This is a genomic window from Winogradskyella haliclonae (assembly GCF_014635865.1).
GTDB classification, from domain to species: domain Bacteria; phylum Bacteroidota; class Bacteroidia; order Flavobacteriales; family Flavobacteriaceae; genus Winogradskyella; species Winogradskyella haliclonae.
Genome location: NZ_BMDQ01000001.1, coordinates 13,658 through 27,702 on the forward strand (window position 1 = coordinate 13,658; position 14,045 = coordinate 27,702).

Annotated in this window: 14 protein-coding genes; 5 read left to right on the plus strand and 9 right to left on the minus strand. The window is 32.7% G+C overall.

Annotated features, from left to right (window positions below; translation table 11 throughout):
• Positions 1-2: 2 nt before the first annotated feature.
• The 3 genes from lipB to IEV10_RS00060 are packed head-to-tail and all read right to left on the minus strand — an operon-like array spanning position 3 to position 1,697.
• Positions 3-707, minus strand: a complete 705-nt coding sequence (gene lipB, locus IEV10_RS00050; protein WP_188372650.1) for a lipoyl(octanoyl) transferase LipB — start codon at positions 705-707, stop codon at positions 3-5.
• Entirely contained in the window at positions 700-1,500 is an 801-nt protein-coding gene (locus tag IEV10_RS00055; protein WP_188372651.1) for a hypothetical protein, read from the minus strand. Before IEV10_RS00055 ends, lipB begins: the two co-directional genes overlap by 8 nt.
• 38 nt (positions 1,501-1,538) lie before the next feature.
• Positions 1,539-1,697, minus strand: coding sequence for a YqaE/Pmp3 family membrane protein (locus tag IEV10_RS00060; protein WP_087491852.1), 159 nt, complete (start codon positions 1,695-1,697; stop codon positions 1,539-1,541).
• Positions 1,698-1,802: 105 nt separating this feature from the next.
• Between IEV10_RS00060 and IEV10_RS00065 the strand changes: the two genes are divergently transcribed.
• The 3 genes from IEV10_RS00065 to lysS all read left to right on the plus strand — a co-directional run bounded on the left by IEV10_RS00065 (position 1,803) and on the right by lysS (position 5,312).
• Positions 1,803-2,861 (plus strand): response regulator transcription factor, encoded by a 1,059-nt coding sequence (locus IEV10_RS00065; protein WP_188372652.1) that lies wholly within the window; start codon positions 1,803-1,805, stop codon positions 2,859-2,861.
• Positions 2,862-2,967: 106 nt separating this feature from the next.
• The gene (locus IEV10_RS00070) at positions 2,968-3,543 is read left to right on the plus strand and encodes a thioredoxin family protein (RefSeq protein WP_188372653.1); all 576 of its coding nucleotides are present in this window, start codon (positions 2,968-2,970) and stop codon (positions 3,541-3,543) included.
• Between the two features lie 77 nt (positions 3,544-3,620).
• Positions 3,621-5,312 carry a lysine--tRNA ligase gene (lysS, locus tag IEV10_RS00075; RefSeq protein WP_188372654.1) on the plus strand — a complete coding sequence of 564 codons (1,692 nt, stop codon included), beginning with the start codon at positions 3,621-3,623 and terminating at the stop codon, positions 5,310-5,312.
• Between the two features lie 74 nt (positions 5,313-5,386).
• Here lysS and IEV10_RS00080 read toward each other — a convergent pair whose 3' ends face one another.
• Complete coding sequence (locus IEV10_RS00080; RefSeq protein WP_188372655.1) at positions 5,387-5,869, minus strand: MORN repeat-containing protein; 483 nt, start codon at positions 5,867-5,869, stop codon at positions 5,387-5,389.
• 168 nt (positions 5,870-6,037) lie between these two features.
• Here IEV10_RS00080 and IEV10_RS00085 point away from each other — a divergent pair, with 168 nt between their 5' ends.
• Both IEV10_RS00085 and IEV10_RS00090 read left to right on the plus strand, forming a co-directional pair.
• Positions 6,038-8,533, plus strand: a complete 2,496-nt coding sequence (locus tag IEV10_RS00085) for a zinc-dependent metalloprotease (RefSeq protein ID WP_371862929.1) — start codon at positions 6,038-6,040, stop codon at positions 8,531-8,533.
• A gap of 89 nt (positions 8,534-8,622) precedes the next feature.
• A complete protein-coding gene (locus tag IEV10_RS00090) occupies positions 8,623-9,843 on the plus strand; it encodes a hypothetical protein (protein WP_188372656.1) in 1,221 nt (406 codons plus the stop codon).
• Positions 9,844-9,848: 5 nt separating this feature from the next.
• Here the strand turns inward: IEV10_RS00090 and IEV10_RS00095 are convergent, their stop codons facing one another.
• The 5 genes from IEV10_RS00095 to IEV10_RS00115 all read right to left on the minus strand — a co-directional run bounded on the left by IEV10_RS00095 (position 9,849) and on the right by IEV10_RS00115 (position 14,013).
• Positions 9,849-10,595 (minus strand): alpha/beta hydrolase, encoded by a 747-nt coding sequence (locus IEV10_RS00095; protein WP_188372657.1) that lies wholly within the window; start codon positions 10,593-10,595, stop codon positions 9,849-9,851.
• 34 nt (positions 10,596-10,629) lie between these two features.
• A complete protein-coding gene (locus IEV10_RS00100; RefSeq protein ID WP_188372658.1) occupies positions 10,630-11,508 on the minus strand; it encodes an alpha/beta hydrolase in 879 nt (292 codons plus the stop codon).
• A gap of 49 nt (positions 11,509-11,557) precedes the next feature.
• On the minus strand, positions 11,558-12,139 hold the full coding sequence (locus IEV10_RS00105; protein WP_188372659.1) for a GDYXXLXY domain-containing protein: 582 nt from the start codon (positions 12,137-12,139) through the stop codon (positions 11,558-11,560).
• 4 nt (positions 12,140-12,143) lie between these two features.
• Positions 12,144-13,439, minus strand: a complete 1,296-nt coding sequence (locus IEV10_RS00110; protein ID WP_188372660.1) for a DUF2157 domain-containing protein — start codon at positions 13,437-13,439, stop codon at positions 12,144-12,146.
• A gap of 94 nt (positions 13,440-13,533) precedes the next feature.
• Positions 13,534-14,013, minus strand: coding sequence for a hypothetical protein (locus IEV10_RS00115; protein ID WP_188372661.1), 480 nt, complete (start codon positions 14,011-14,013; stop codon positions 13,534-13,536).
• Between the last annotated feature and the right edge of the window lie 32 nt (positions 14,014-14,045).

Below are 14,045 nucleotides of genomic sequence, written 5' to 3' on the forward strand. Positions count from 1 at the left end.
CATTAACTATTTGTAAACTCTGCTTCAAAGAGTACCTTAAAGTGCTTAAGAATTTTCTGCTTAACTTCTGTTTCGTCAACCTTATCTATACCCAATTCTACATTTAGAGATGTCACAGCTTTGCCTCTAATTCCGCATGGTATAATATTATCAAAATAACCCAAATCTGCATTAACATTTAGTGCAAAACCATGCATTGTTACCCATCGACTAGCTCGAACACCCAAAGCACAAATCTTACGAGCAAATGGCGTACCCACATCTAACCAAACGCCAGTTTCTCCGGGGCTTCGCTCTGTTTTTAAACCATATTCTGCGAGTGTAAGAATCATACATTCTTCTAGAAAACGAAGATATTTATGAATGTCAGTAAAAAAATTATCCAAATCTAAAATAGGATAGCCCACAATCTGACCAGGTCCATGATAAGTGATATCACCACCGCGATTTATTTTATAAAAAGTTGCGCCTTTTTCGATGAGTTGTGATTCTGAAAGTAATAAGTTAGACAAATCTCCACTTTTGCCTAAAGTATAAACATGAGGATGCTCAACAAACAAAAAGTGATTATCTGTTTGCAGTCCTGCATCTTCGCGCCTATTTTTAATCTTGGTATCTAAAATAGCTTTAAAAAGCTTTTCTTGATAATCCCAAGTCGCTTTAAAATCTTTAGAACCTAAATCTTCAAGTTTTACGGTTTTATTCATAGAACGTTACAGCAACATCCAAAGATTTCGGATTTTTAATGTAATTCATCCAACTGGTTTTGTAAGTTACTGTTTTTCTATCTTCAGAAATAACAGCACCTTCAATATCTGCAGACTTTACACGCTTTGGAAACACTAATTTTACTGTATAGTAAGATGCTTCAAAGTAGTCTAGGAACTCTTTATCAGTTTCATCTTCTCCTTTAAAAAGAGCGTTCAATTCTTCTAGTTCTTCTTCAGTTTTTTCGGCAATAGTTGTTACTCTAGAGAACATCGTATCCGAATAACTATAATCTACATTATCATCACTTCCTGACAAAGCGCCTAAAGGTGTCTGACTTTTCATCATGTCTACTTGCCCACTCTGAGAATTTAAGCTTTGTGCTTTTTTGATTTTAGCTTGAATATCTTTTAAATCATTAATAGAATTAAATTTCATACCAATCCCCATATTCATTTCACCCGAGTTTTCATCCATATGCATGGTCATATACATATCTTTTACATATTCCATAGCTAGGCGTTGCTCTTCTGGTAAAGCTGCAACACTATCTTTATAAATCTCCATAATATCAGCAAAAACCATAGTTGTATCCATAACTTCTCCTGGCTTTTTTTCTTCAGACACATCAGTATCGCCTCCCATAGTTTCTTTCATTTTAGCCATCATTTCTGTCATATCATAACTCACTAAAAACTCTCCCGAACCATCTTCAGTAAATACAACTGTTTCAGTAACATTACAACTCGTCAATAAGCTCAGAAACACTAAGCATGCAATAATTTTTTTCATGTTTATGTAGATTAAATTTCTTATGCAAAGATACAATATTATCGTTCAGGATTATTTAAAATAACAAGTGCAGCAATGACACCTGGCACCCAACCACATAGCCATAATAAAAATACAATAAGAATAGACCCACAACCTTTACCAATAACAGACAAAGGTGGACAAATAATAGCGAGTAGAACTCTCCAGAAACTCATAATTTTGTTTTTTGATTTGATGTACTTGTATGACGCTACTTGATTAAAATTGTTACAAGCTACATTCCATATCAATATTTCTGAAAAAATCATTAGTTTCGTCTTATGAGATTAAAACTCACAGTACTGCTTTTATGCTTATGGTCTTTTGCCAAGGCACAATATTCGTTTTCGGGTTATATAGAATCTAACGAGTGGCAAAACTCTGTTTACCTTTCTATTGTTGAAGACTATAGAAAAATTTCTGGCGTGTATTCGGAACAGATTATTGCAAAGACCACAGCAGATTCTAGTGGTTATTTTGAGTTTAAAGGCAATATGCTAGATTCTGATAATCGAATTTATCGCATTCATGTAGACAAATGCTCTGATGCAACTCAAGACGCCAATCATTTTAATGGCCATTGTAGTGATAGCAAAGAAATCATTTTTATTGCAAACAACAAAGATACTCTTAAACTCCCATTTTCATTTGAAAATCAAGTATTCTGTGACATAAATTCTACAAACGATAAGGCTAATGCTTTTGTTAGAATAGACTCTTTAAAAGCAGATATGCGATTTGCTTACAGTGAATTTAGAAGTGAAGCCAATCGCAAATTGAATAATAAAAAATGGTTCAAAACACTGCAAGATTTTGGAAAATCTCTCAACGAACCTTTAGCAGAGCTTTATATTTATTCTTATCTATCTGATAGAACTAGCGACCTTCATTCCTATTATGTTGAAGACTTAAAATCTAATAATTATTACGAAAATTTAAAATCCAGACTGCTAGAAAATTATCCTGAAGCTTCATATACAAAACAGTACAGCAACGAATTAGCCTCAGATACCTTTATGCTTAATTCTTCAGTTAGTGATGCAACTAGTTTCAATTGGACATATCTTATCGTTGCCTTACTTCTATTTTCAGTCATAGTCAATCTTTTTTTTATATCGAGATTTATCAAATCCAAACAACACAAAAAAACAGAATTAAAAGATAAACTCTCAAAACAAGAACAAGTAGTTTTAGAGCATTTACTTCAAGAAAAAAGCAATAAAGATATTGCTGAAACACTTTTTTTAAGTGTCAGCACCATTAAAACACACACAAACAACATTTACAAAAAATTAAATGTTCAATCTAGAGATGATGTGAAGTCTCTGTTTACCAAATAGTTAAAAAATTCAACCCAGGTGCTAGTACTCTTTTCAAACCCTAATCACATAAAATCTTGTTTTCATTTTTTGATTTTTGAATCTAATCATTTCAATATCTCACATTATGAAAAAAGTATTTTCTATTGTATTAATTGCACTAATATTTAGCTCTTGTAAAACCCAAAGTATTAATGCTGAATATAAACCAGAAGGAAAAAAACCATACCTACTTGGCAAAATTGACAAAAGTGGTTTTGAAAGTGAAACCTACAGTAGCTGGTTTAACACTAACTACGAAAATTACGAACCAAACATAGAAGTTATTGAAAACATAAAACAAAATCTTAAAGATTATGATATCAAACTTTTCATGGGTACTTGGTGTGGCGATAGTAAACGTCAAGTACCAAAATTCTACAAGATTTTAGAAGCTGCTAATTATCCTATGAAGCAATTAACTGCAGTTGCTCTAAGTCGAGAACCAGACATGTATAAAGAAAGCCCACAGCATGAAGAAGCAGGCTTAAATATTGTTCGTGTACCTACTTTCATCTTTTTTAAAGATGGCAAAGAGGTAAATCGTATTATAGAACGTCCTATTGAAACCATAGAAGAAGACATCTTAAAGATAATTACAACTAATGATTATAAGAGCAACTATTTTGGCGTAAAAAAGAAATCAAAAAAAGTGAAGAAATAGGCGCCGTTAAATTGATATTAAAAGTGAGGCATTAATTTTTGTAAATAGTGTAATTTTGCACTTTTAAAACAACAAAAATGCAGCTTTCAGAACAAGAATTAGTTAGACGCGACAAATTAGCCAAATTAAGAGCTCTGGACATCAATCCTTATCCAGCAGACTTATATCCAATAAATAACTCTTCAAAGGAGATAAAACAGGATTTTAGTGATGGCAAACAGGTTATTATTGCTGGTCGCTTAATGTCTAGACGTATTCAAGGAAAAGCGTCTTTTGCTGAGCTTCAAGATAGTGAAGGTCGCATACAAGTCTATTTTAATAGAGATGAGATTTGTACTGGCGAAGATAAAACTCTATATAATGATGTCTATAAAAAATTGTTAGATATAGGAGATTTTATAGGTATTGAAGGCGAGTTATTTACAACACAAGTTGGTGAAAAAACAGTAATGGTTAAAAACTTTACCTTATTAAGTAAAGCCTTAAAACCACTACCATTACCAAAACAAGATTCGGAAGGTAACACGTTTGATGAATTTAACGACCCTGAAATGCGTTACCGTCAGCGTTACGCAGATTTAGCAGTAAACCCCCACGTAAAAGAAGTCTTTGTTAAGCGCACAAAGTTGTTTAACGCTATGCGTCAATTTTTTAATGATGCAGGTTATTTTGAAGTAGAGACACCTATTCTTCAACCAATACCTGGTGGAGCTGCTGCGCGTCCTTTTATAACACATCACAATAGTTTAGACATTCCACTTTACATGCGGATTGCAAATGAGTTATACTTAAAGCGTTTGATTGTTGGAGGTTTTGATGGTGTTTATGAGTTTTCTAAAAACTTCCGTAATGAGGGTATGGACCGTACTCATAATCCAGAATTTACAGCTATGGAAATCTATGTGGCCTACAAAGATTACAACTGGATGATGGATTTCTGCGAGAAACTATTAGAACATTGTGCTACAGCTGTAAACGGAACTACCGAAGCTACTTTTGGAGAACATAAAGTTAATTTTAAAGCACCTTACAAGCGCATTACTATGCGTGACTCAATATTAGAATTTACTGGATTTGATATCAATAACAAATCTGAAGACGAAATTCGCCAAGCTTGTAAAGCTATGAATATTGATGTAGATGAAACCATGGGTAAAGGAAAGCTTATTGATGAAATTTTTGGTGAAAAATGTGAAGGCAACTACATACAACCAACTTTTATCACTGACTATCCTAAAGAAATGAGTCCGTTGTGTAAAGAACATAGAGACAATCCTGAATTAACTGAACGCTTTGAGTTGATGGTTTGTGGTAAGGAAATAGCAAATGCATATTCTGAGCTTAACGACCCAATTGATCAACGTGAACGTTTTGAGCATCAATTAAAACTGGCCCAAAAAGGTGATGATGAAGCTACAGAGTTTATAGATTTTGACTTCTTACGTGCTTTAGAATATGGTATGCCTCCAACATCTGGTATGGGAATTGGTATGGACAGACTAATTATGTTCTTAACTAATAACCAATCGATACAAGAAGTATTGTTCTTCCCTCAGATGAAACCAGAAAAGAAAGCTATTGAGATGAGCGATAACGAAAAAATCATTTTCGAAATTCTAAAATCTGAAAACCGAATGATTTTAAATGATTTAAAATCTAAATCTGGTTTAAGTAATAAAGCGTGGGATAAGGGCATTAAAGGACTTGGCAAACTTGGTGTAACAAAAGTCGAAAAGACAGACGATGGTCTTTTTGTAGAACTTATGTAAACTCAAAATAGAATAAATAAAAAAGGCGCTATGGATAGACCAAAAGCGCCTTTTTACTAACAATCAACTTTAACTTAACCTTTCTTTTTCTTAGCCTTTGCTGGTTTCACAAAAACATCGTTCTCCCAAATACCATCTTTTACCAATTCTCCAGATTTGTTATATTCTTGGCCTTTACCATTCTTCTTATTATTTTTCCATTTACCATAATGACGAGAACCATCTTTATAAAACATTGTCCCCTTTCCGTGACGCATATTGTTTCTAAATGTTCCTTCATAACGTTCTCTATTTGGCCATACATATGTACCTTTTCCAGAGATGTCATAACCCTTTAAACTGCCTGAATATATCGATTGGTCAAACCATACTATATTACCCTCAGTTAGGGTTTCTGCTTTAACTTCTACATCAAATTTTGTGCCTTGGAAAGTGAATTTATGCCATCCATCAGGAATATTTTTTGCCGTTCCAGGCACTATAACATTTAATTCTTGAGCGTAGCTAAATGAATTAAGAGTTAATATTATTGTAAGTAGGCTGATTATCTTTTTCATTTTTATCAATTTTCTACATTATGTCGAGACATGCTTATTAAAACTTACAAATTGTCTTAAATTTTACTTGTAGCTAAAAATGTGGCGTTAAATAAATACTAAATAACATTTCTAATTATCCAAAAAGTATCTGTTTGTGTATTTTCATGCGAAATTTAAAACCAACTTATTTTGAAACATTTACGCATTAAATTACTATTTGTAGCTTGCGCGTTTTTGGTTTTCTCTTGTAATACTGCAAAAAAAGCAAGTAAATCAAAAAAAACTGGCGCAACCGCAATGGCAAAACCTCCAGGAAAAAAACCTAGTAAAAACGCTATTAAACCTTACAACAAGGTTATTACTAAAGACGCAAAAACAGACAAAGGTCTATTTGACGTTCATAAGATTGACGATAAATTCTTCTACGAAATCCCAGACTCACTTTTCGAAAGAGAAATGCTAATGGTGACGCGTATTGCAAAAACAGCTAACGGTATTGGTTTCGGTGGCGGAAAGCAAAATACTCAAGTTCTCCGCTGGCAGAAGAAAGATAAAAAAGTCTTGTTGAGAGTTGTATCTCATCAAGTTGTAGCTGCTGATTCTTTACCAGTACATGAAGCTGTAGTTAATTCTAACTTTGAACCAATTCTTTACACGTTCCCAATTAAAGCCTTTAGCAAAGATTCTACAAAGACCGTAATAGATGTGTCTCCAATGTTTAGCAAAGATGTAAAAGCATTAGGTTTTCCTCAAGGACGCCGACAAGCCTATAGAATATCACGTCTTGATTCTGAAAAATCCTTTATAGAATCTTTAAAAAGTTATCCTAAAAACATTGAAGCAAGGCATGTAAAAACATATATAGCTGGGCGACCACCTTCAAATTCTAGTACAGGTACAATTTCTTTAGAGATTAATAATTCCATGATTCTTTTACCTAAAGTACCTATGCAACGTCGTCATTTTGACCAACGCGTGGGATGGTTTGGAAGAGGACAAACAGATTATGGTTTAGATGCTCAAGAAAGCAAAACCATACGTTACTTAGACCGTTGGAGACTTGAAGTTAAAGACGAGGATATTGAAAAGTTTAAGCGCGGTGAACTTGTTGAACCTAAGAAGCCAATTGTTTATTATATTGATAGAGCCACACCTGAGCAATGGCGTAAATACATCAAGCAAGGTATTGAAGATTGGCAAGTAGCTTTTGAAGCTGCAGGTTTTAAAAATGCAATCATTGCAAAAGACCCTCCAACTGTAGAAGAAGACCCAGAATGGTCTCCAGAAGATGTACGCTATTCTGTAGTACGTTATTTAGCTTCGCCTATACCTAATGCCAATGGCCCTCACGTAAGTGACCCACGTTCTGGAGAAATTTTAGAAAGTGACATTAACTGGTATCATAACGTAATGACATTATTACGCAATTGGTTTTTTGTACAAACTGCAGCTATCAATCCTGAAGCTCGTGGTGTTGCCTTTAAAGATGAAGTTATGGGGCGTTTAATTCGTTTTGTATCGGCTCACGAAGTAGGACACACTCTAGGCTTACCGCATAACATGGGAAGTAGTGTTGCATATCCTGTTGAAAAATTACGTGACCCGGTTTTTACTCAAAAGTATGGTACAGCGCCATCAATTATGGATTATGCACGTTTTAATTACGTTGCACAACCTGGAGATGAAGGTGTTGCGTTAATGCCAAATATTGGCCCTTATGATAAGTATGCAATAATGTGGGGTTACAAGCCAATATTAGATGCTAAATCTGCTGATGACGAAAAGAAAACTTTAGATAGCTGGATTCTTGAAAAAGCTGGGGATCCAATGTACCGTTTTGGAAGACAGCAATTTGGCGTTATTGACCCAAGTTCTCAAACTGAAGATTTAGGAGATGATGCAGTTTTAGCAAGTGAATACGGAATTAAAAACTTAAAGCGTATTGTTCCAAACTTAATAGAATGGACTGCTGAAGATGGTAAAAATTATGACGATTTAGGCACTATGTACGGACAAGTATTAGGACAATTTAATCGCTATATGGGACATGTTGCATCAAATATAGGTGGTGTATACGAATACTACAAAACATACGATCAAGAAGGTGCAGTATATACTCATGTAGCTGATGGCCATCAGAAAAAAGCAATGCAATTTTTACAAGACCAATTATTTACAACACCAGAATGGATGTTAGACAATAATATCTTTAATAAAATTGAAAGTGCTGGCCATATAGAGCGCGTAAGAGGAATCCAAACACGTACGTTAAATAATATGATGGATTTTGGAAGAATGCAACGTCTTTTAGAAAATGAATCTATCAATGGTGACAGTGCTTATGGTTTATACGATATGATGAAAGATTTACGTCGTGGATTGTTTAGTGAGTTACGTACTGGTAAGAAAATAGACATTTATAGACGTAATTTACAGCGTGCATACATTGAGCGTATGGAGTTTATCATGAAGAATGAGCAACCTGCTATTCCTGCGCAATTTAGACGTTTCTTTGGTGGCACTTCTGTAAACGTAAGCCAGTCTGATATTAGAGCTGTTGTACGAGCAGAATTAAAATCTCTGCGTTCTCAATTAAGAAATGCTAGGGGCGGAGATTCTATGAGCAGAATTCATATCGCTGATGCCTTAGAACGTGTAAATAATATTTTAGATCCAAAATAGTCTAAGTAAATCGTTCCAAATATTTCAAAAAAGCTTCAAACTTAGTTTGGAGCTTTTTTTTATTTTAAACCAAATACTATTTTTGCGCCATGCAAAAAACCATTCTTAAGCTATTCTTAGGCATTTCCTTTATTGGTTTTTCACAATCTAAAGAGAGCTTATCCATCAAAAACGGGATTGATAATCCCAATATGCAAACCACACATCATTTTGGTATATTCAGTTCACGCATTCAACAAAATTTCAAGTTAAAACCTTATCAGAAAACTAAGCTTACATTTAATTATGCAAGTGGTAATAATTTTCAGCCATTTGTAGAAACTCACTTACCAAGAGATTCTGATGTTAGAGAGGCACTTAGTCAAGTAATTTGGTTTCAAAGACGATTCGATTTTATAGATCAAGAAGCTACGCCGGCAGATTATTACAATATTGTTATTGATGCAATCATTAAAGAGTTTAGGGTAAATATCACTTTACCCATTGCAAAAAAACATGAATTAGGAATTAACCTAAGGTCTTATTTAATTACTGATGGCAGTTACCCTTTTTCATTTTTTACAAGTGACGAAACTATAGAGTGGTTTCATAGTAATATTGCAGGTGGTGAAGATCCTTTTGGCAGACGTTTTTATGGATTAAATCAAGTAAACTTTAGTTACACAGATAGAAATGGAAATACATTACAACTGGATAAAAATGATTTTTTTATTGGTGGTTTAGAGATTAATCATCATTATTATCCCGATTTTAAATTTAGCAAAGCTAAAAATCTAAGTTTTAATTTTGGAAGTCATATAGGCATTAATATGTCAAAATTTAATCCTTCTGTAGATATAGGTATCTCTGTAAATGCTTTAAAACAAATACAATTTGAAAATAAAAATGAACTTGACATTGCAGCTGGCACAAGTTTATTAAGAAAGAATATTATTGATTTTGATGAAGTCATAGATTTAGGGAACAATCTTTTTATTGCAAGTTTAGAAGGAAATGTCGAGTTTACTAAATATACTCGTAAAGGCAACTATAATGCACTTGGTCTAAATTATCAAATCCAATCGCGATACAATAAAAAAGAAGAAACAGATTATTATAGATTGTTAGGAAACTTTAGAGATATTAATGCTGGATGGCATAATGGAGTTACACGTTTATACGTGCCATTATCTAATTGGTCACTTATATACACTTATGGGCGAAAAGATTTTAAATTATCCATGTATTTAAAACAAGATTTTTCTGTAAATAATGCGCCAGATATTCAAACAGGAATTAATGTAAGTGTTCCAATTATTAAGAGCCTATAAGCTATTTATTCTAAAACATTAGTCATAGCATCATGATATTTATCAAATTCTACGAGGTTATTATGACTACCCCCTAAAACAGTAATAAAATTTAAGTTTTCAATATCTAGTTCCGTAAGTTTGTTTCCTGAATGATACGGCACTATGGTATCTTCTGTTCCATGAATTATGGTTATCGGGCATTTGACTTTTGGTAAGTATTGAAATGTTGGAAATTTGTACTTCAACAAATGCCGCACTGGAAAAATAGGAAATCTGCTTCTTGCAACATTTTCAATACTGTAATATGGTGTCTCCAAAATAAGCTGTTTTGGGTTATTTTTTGTTGCCAAATACGATGCTATACCTGTTCCTAAAGATCTCCCGTAAAGTGTAATATCTTTTTCTGGATATTGCTTCAATAAATACTCATAACAATACTGAGCATCTTTATAAAAAGCAGCCTCACTTAATGGACCTACACTTTTTCCATATGTTCTATAATCCATTACCAAAACATCATAGTCCATTGCAGTAAAATACTCAGTAATTCTTCCCCAGCGGCTTAAATCTCCAGCATTACCATGAAAATATAGTATAACGCCCTTAGAATTTTTAGCTTTAAAATGTAGCGCGTTAATAACCGCATCATTATTGATTTTAAAAAATAACTCTTCAAAAGGATAATTAAATTGATACTGATAATCTTGGCTCAGCTTAGTTGGTAAAAACAATAATTTTTCTTGAAAGAAATATAGTGATGCTCCAATCATAAGATATAATGTCAAAAGTACAAGTAATGTTCTTTTAAGCTTTCTTTTTAGTCTTTTTTGCACTATGAATAACGTTAATACTTGTAGTTTCTAAATCAATGGTTTTTGGTTCTTTATTGAGAATATCATCTAACATTTTATGATAGGATTCAAAATTATTTAGATTCTTATGTCCTCCTCCAATAACTGTATAGAGCTTGGTAAGCTTTGCATTGACCTGAGATAGTTTTACACTCGATTTATAAGGTATCAATTTGTCATGCGTGCCATGAATAATATGTATTGGACATTGTACATATTTTAGCCATTTATAGGTTGGTAAAGGGTATTTAAGCAAAATAGAAAGTGGCATAAATGGCATATACCGTCCTGTAACTTTAGTAAGACTATAATATGGCGCATCCAAGATTAACTTTTTAGGATTATTCATTGATGCTAATTTTGCTGCAAAGCCAGAACCCAAAGAACGCCCATAAAGTATTATTCTATCTTCAGTAGTCTTCTCTTTGACCTTATTGTATACCAGCTGTAAATCTCTTTTAATCGCTTTTTGAGAGCGCTTCCCAGTACTTTTGCCAAAGCCGCGATAATCTACCATCAAAACATTATAGCCATGTCTGGTAAAGTCTACCGCAAACTTACCCCAACCTTTAATACTCTTAGAATTTCCTTTAAGATAGATAACAACACCTTTACTTTCGCCTTTTGGGAAAAATCGAAGTCCATTGATAATAGCACCATCGCGAGTTTCTAAATTGTATTCTTTTGTTTCTTGATTTTCATAATCGAATTGAAAATCTTCAGGTAATTTTTCGGGCTTAAATAGCACATAATCTTGAACATAATACAGCACTATGCTAATAATAGCATATATAACAAAAATTGTGACTAATGTTGAGACCCAATACTGCATTTGACCTTGTAGGATTATTTAACAATATACTAAATATCAGTTTAAAACATTAAGGCCTGTTTTGTTCAACGTATTCTTTGATTGAAATGTCGTTGATAAAAACGTCTTTTAAAACCGATGTACCGTCTTTGATATGAACCAAACCATATACCCTTTTTATGGTACTATCATTCCTCCTTAACCTTACCACATCTTCTGCTGGTTTTGCTTTGTTCTCATTCATATAAAAACGATTGAAAGGTAAATCAAAGTTTAAATGAGTGGGTCTTTTATTCCATTCAGTTTTTCGGTTTAGCCATGTTGCTTTACCTATAACATAATCTGTATCTCTTACTATTTTTTGTTTAGAAATCGTATCGAGTTTAGCAAAGCCGAGACTATCCTTTATATAAACATAAACATCATCACCGCGTTGCCATGTCGTATCTATAGTTCTAAAAGAATTGATTTCATATCTTAAGGTAATGTACTTGCCTCTAAACGGATCATTAGGATCAATTGGACGTGTTATAAATTTATAAGCTTTTCCTTTTTCTAAGACCGTTTCTTGACTTAAAACCATTTGTGCAGGAATAAAAATCTGAATTAATGCTAATACGCAAAACGCAATGAGTATATATATTTTTTTCATATTATTATTTTGAAATTGATTTAGTTGTCTTTTTCTGTTTTTGTAGCATCATATAATTTGTTGCAAAAAAACCAACACCAACACTTACAAATAGCAATCCACGTAGCACAAAAGACATATCGGTGTCAAAAAAACGACAAACGATAAGTGCAGTTATAATGAGTAAACCATAATTAAGGATTCCAAAATGAAATCTATCTGCTCCTATCTTTATGGCATTAACACCCAAAACTAAGAGTAAAACATTTATTAATACTAGTGGAATTACTTCATCTTTTTGAGCAACAGAAAATAACAAGGCAAAAACAAAGAACACAATTTGAAATAAGCTTAAATCATTATTCTTTTCTTTTTGAGTCGTTCTGTAAACTAATAGACTTGCAGATACAAATAGTAACACTGCAATTGCAGCTTCCTGAGGATTAAAAATAAATTCACTTCGAAAAATATCATTCCAAATCCATTTGAAACTTGTAATCAATAACGTTATAACTGTTCCTAAAGAACCAATAATGAGATAGCCATTACGTCTTAATTTTTGATTATAAAAGAATTTAAGTTTACCTATATTATAAAAAACTCCAAACAACAATATATACATCAAAAAACCAAAACCACTATTAGTCTCTGTAAAAGCACCAAGAACTATGACCAAACTTAAAGGAAACAACCAATTACAAATAGAGGTAAAATTGAAGTCTTTCTTAGACTTTATAAGCTGAAAATATTGAGGTATTAATGTAATAACCATTAATAAATACCACCAGGGTGTATGACTGCTTGAGAAATATCCGTAGCCATAATTACAACCATAATAAGTTGCAAACACTAAACACAAAAACACTAACGTATTAGATTTTAGTATGTAAACTAATGGTATACATAACAAAGTCCATGTAAGCAAGTAACTACTTAAATCACCAGGTATATTATAGATTTGACTCACCAAACCTATTGATGAACCAACTGCAAAAAACAAAAACGCTCCTGAAGCTTCAACCCAAGATTTAGCTTTTGCTTTAAATAGTGAATACCCTACAAAAAACTGCCCAATAAGCAAAGGTGCAAATGCCAATACTGTTTTTATTGATTTTGAAAAATTATCCCAATTATGTGCTAATATGAGTATAATACCAAGACCTACCAAAGTAGCTCCTATCACACCAAAAATAGTAAATAGTCGATTTGGTTTTTCTTCATTTCTTGAGGCATAAAACGTTTCAATACGCTTTACAGTTTCTTGATTAATCACTTGATTATCGAGAAGCAATTGTATTTCTTTTTGAAATTTAGATATCATATGATTATTTATTTTATATATAATTAAAATACTAATTTAAAACCTCGTGACCAATCAAAAATCACGAGGTCTTGGGTCACTAACTAACCTATCATCAAAACAAAAAGATCATATAAATAATAATTCCTTCGGCAATACCTGTTACTATAGACATCCCTAAAATATCTTTAATCTTACTGCGTAGAAAAAAGACAGTACTTAAAACGGCAATAATCCCTGCCAATAATATTTCTAGAGCATTAATTTTTGAGAGTAAAAAAGTTATACCCGTAAAACCTATTGTAATTGCTAAAGTCAGCAAACCAAACTTTACCATTTCTTTTTGGGTATAATTGCCTTCAATAAATCCTTTTCGTAAATCTCTAAGAATTGAAAGAATAAAAAGCAATGGTACTACTGATAAAAATGGTGCAAAAATTACCTTGATGCCTTTTACTACTGTTAAATGATTATAAAAGAAAAAAGCTATAGCCGTAAAAGCTAAGAGACCAGCGACTATAATTGTCTGAAACGTAAACAATAATTCTCTTTTTTCTGAGTTCGTTTGATTTTTTTGATTTTTGATGATATTCATAATTTTAAGTTTTATGCTGATGCTATTCAGCA

Excerpts from the sequence above, each read along its gene's own strand:
- lipB (WP_188372650.1), bottom strand. The coding sequence starts at position 707 with ATGAATAAAACCGTAAAACTTGAAGATTTAGGTTCTAAAGATTTTAAA.
- IEV10_RS00055 (WP_188372651.1), bottom strand. The coding sequence starts at position 1,500 with ATGAAAAAAATTATTGCATGCTTAGTGTTTCTGAGCTTATTGACGAGT.
- IEV10_RS00060 (WP_087491852.1), bottom strand. The coding sequence starts at position 1,697 with ATGAGTTTCTGGAGAGTTCTACTCGCTATTATTTGTCCACCTTTGTCT.
- IEV10_RS00065 (WP_188372652.1), top strand. The coding sequence starts at position 1,803 with ATGAGATTAAAACTCACAGTACTGCTTTTATGCTTATGGTCTTTTGCC.
- IEV10_RS00070 (WP_188372653.1), top strand. The coding sequence starts at position 2,968 with ATGAAAAAAGTATTTTCTATTGTATTAATTGCACTAATATTTAGCTCT.
- lysS (WP_188372654.1), top strand. The coding sequence starts at position 3,621 with ATGCAGCTTTCAGAACAAGAATTAGTTAGACGCGACAAATTAGCCAAA.
- IEV10_RS00080 (WP_188372655.1), bottom strand. The coding sequence starts at position 5,869 with ATGAAAAAGATAATCAGCCTACTTACAATAATATTAACTCTTAATTCA.
- IEV10_RS00090 (WP_188372656.1), top strand. The coding sequence starts at position 8,623 with ATGCAAAAAACCATTCTTAAGCTATTCTTAGGCATTTCCTTTATTGGT.
- IEV10_RS00095 (WP_188372657.1), bottom strand. The coding sequence starts at position 10,595 with ATGATTGGAGCATCACTATATTTCTTTCAAGAAAAATTATTGTTTTTA.
- IEV10_RS00100 (WP_188372658.1), bottom strand. The coding sequence starts at position 11,508 with ATGCAGTATTGGGTCTCAACATTAGTCACAATTTTTGTTATATATGCT.
- IEV10_RS00105 (WP_188372659.1), bottom strand. The coding sequence starts at position 12,139 with ATGAAAAAAATATATATACTCATTGCGTTTTGCGTATTAGCATTAATT.
- IEV10_RS00110 (WP_188372660.1), bottom strand. The coding sequence starts at position 13,439 with ATGATATCTAAATTTCAAAAAGAAATACAATTGCTTCTCGATAATCAA.
- IEV10_RS00115 (WP_188372661.1), bottom strand. The coding sequence starts at position 14,013 with ATGAATATCATCAAAAATCAAAAAAATCAAACGAACTCAGAAAAAAGA.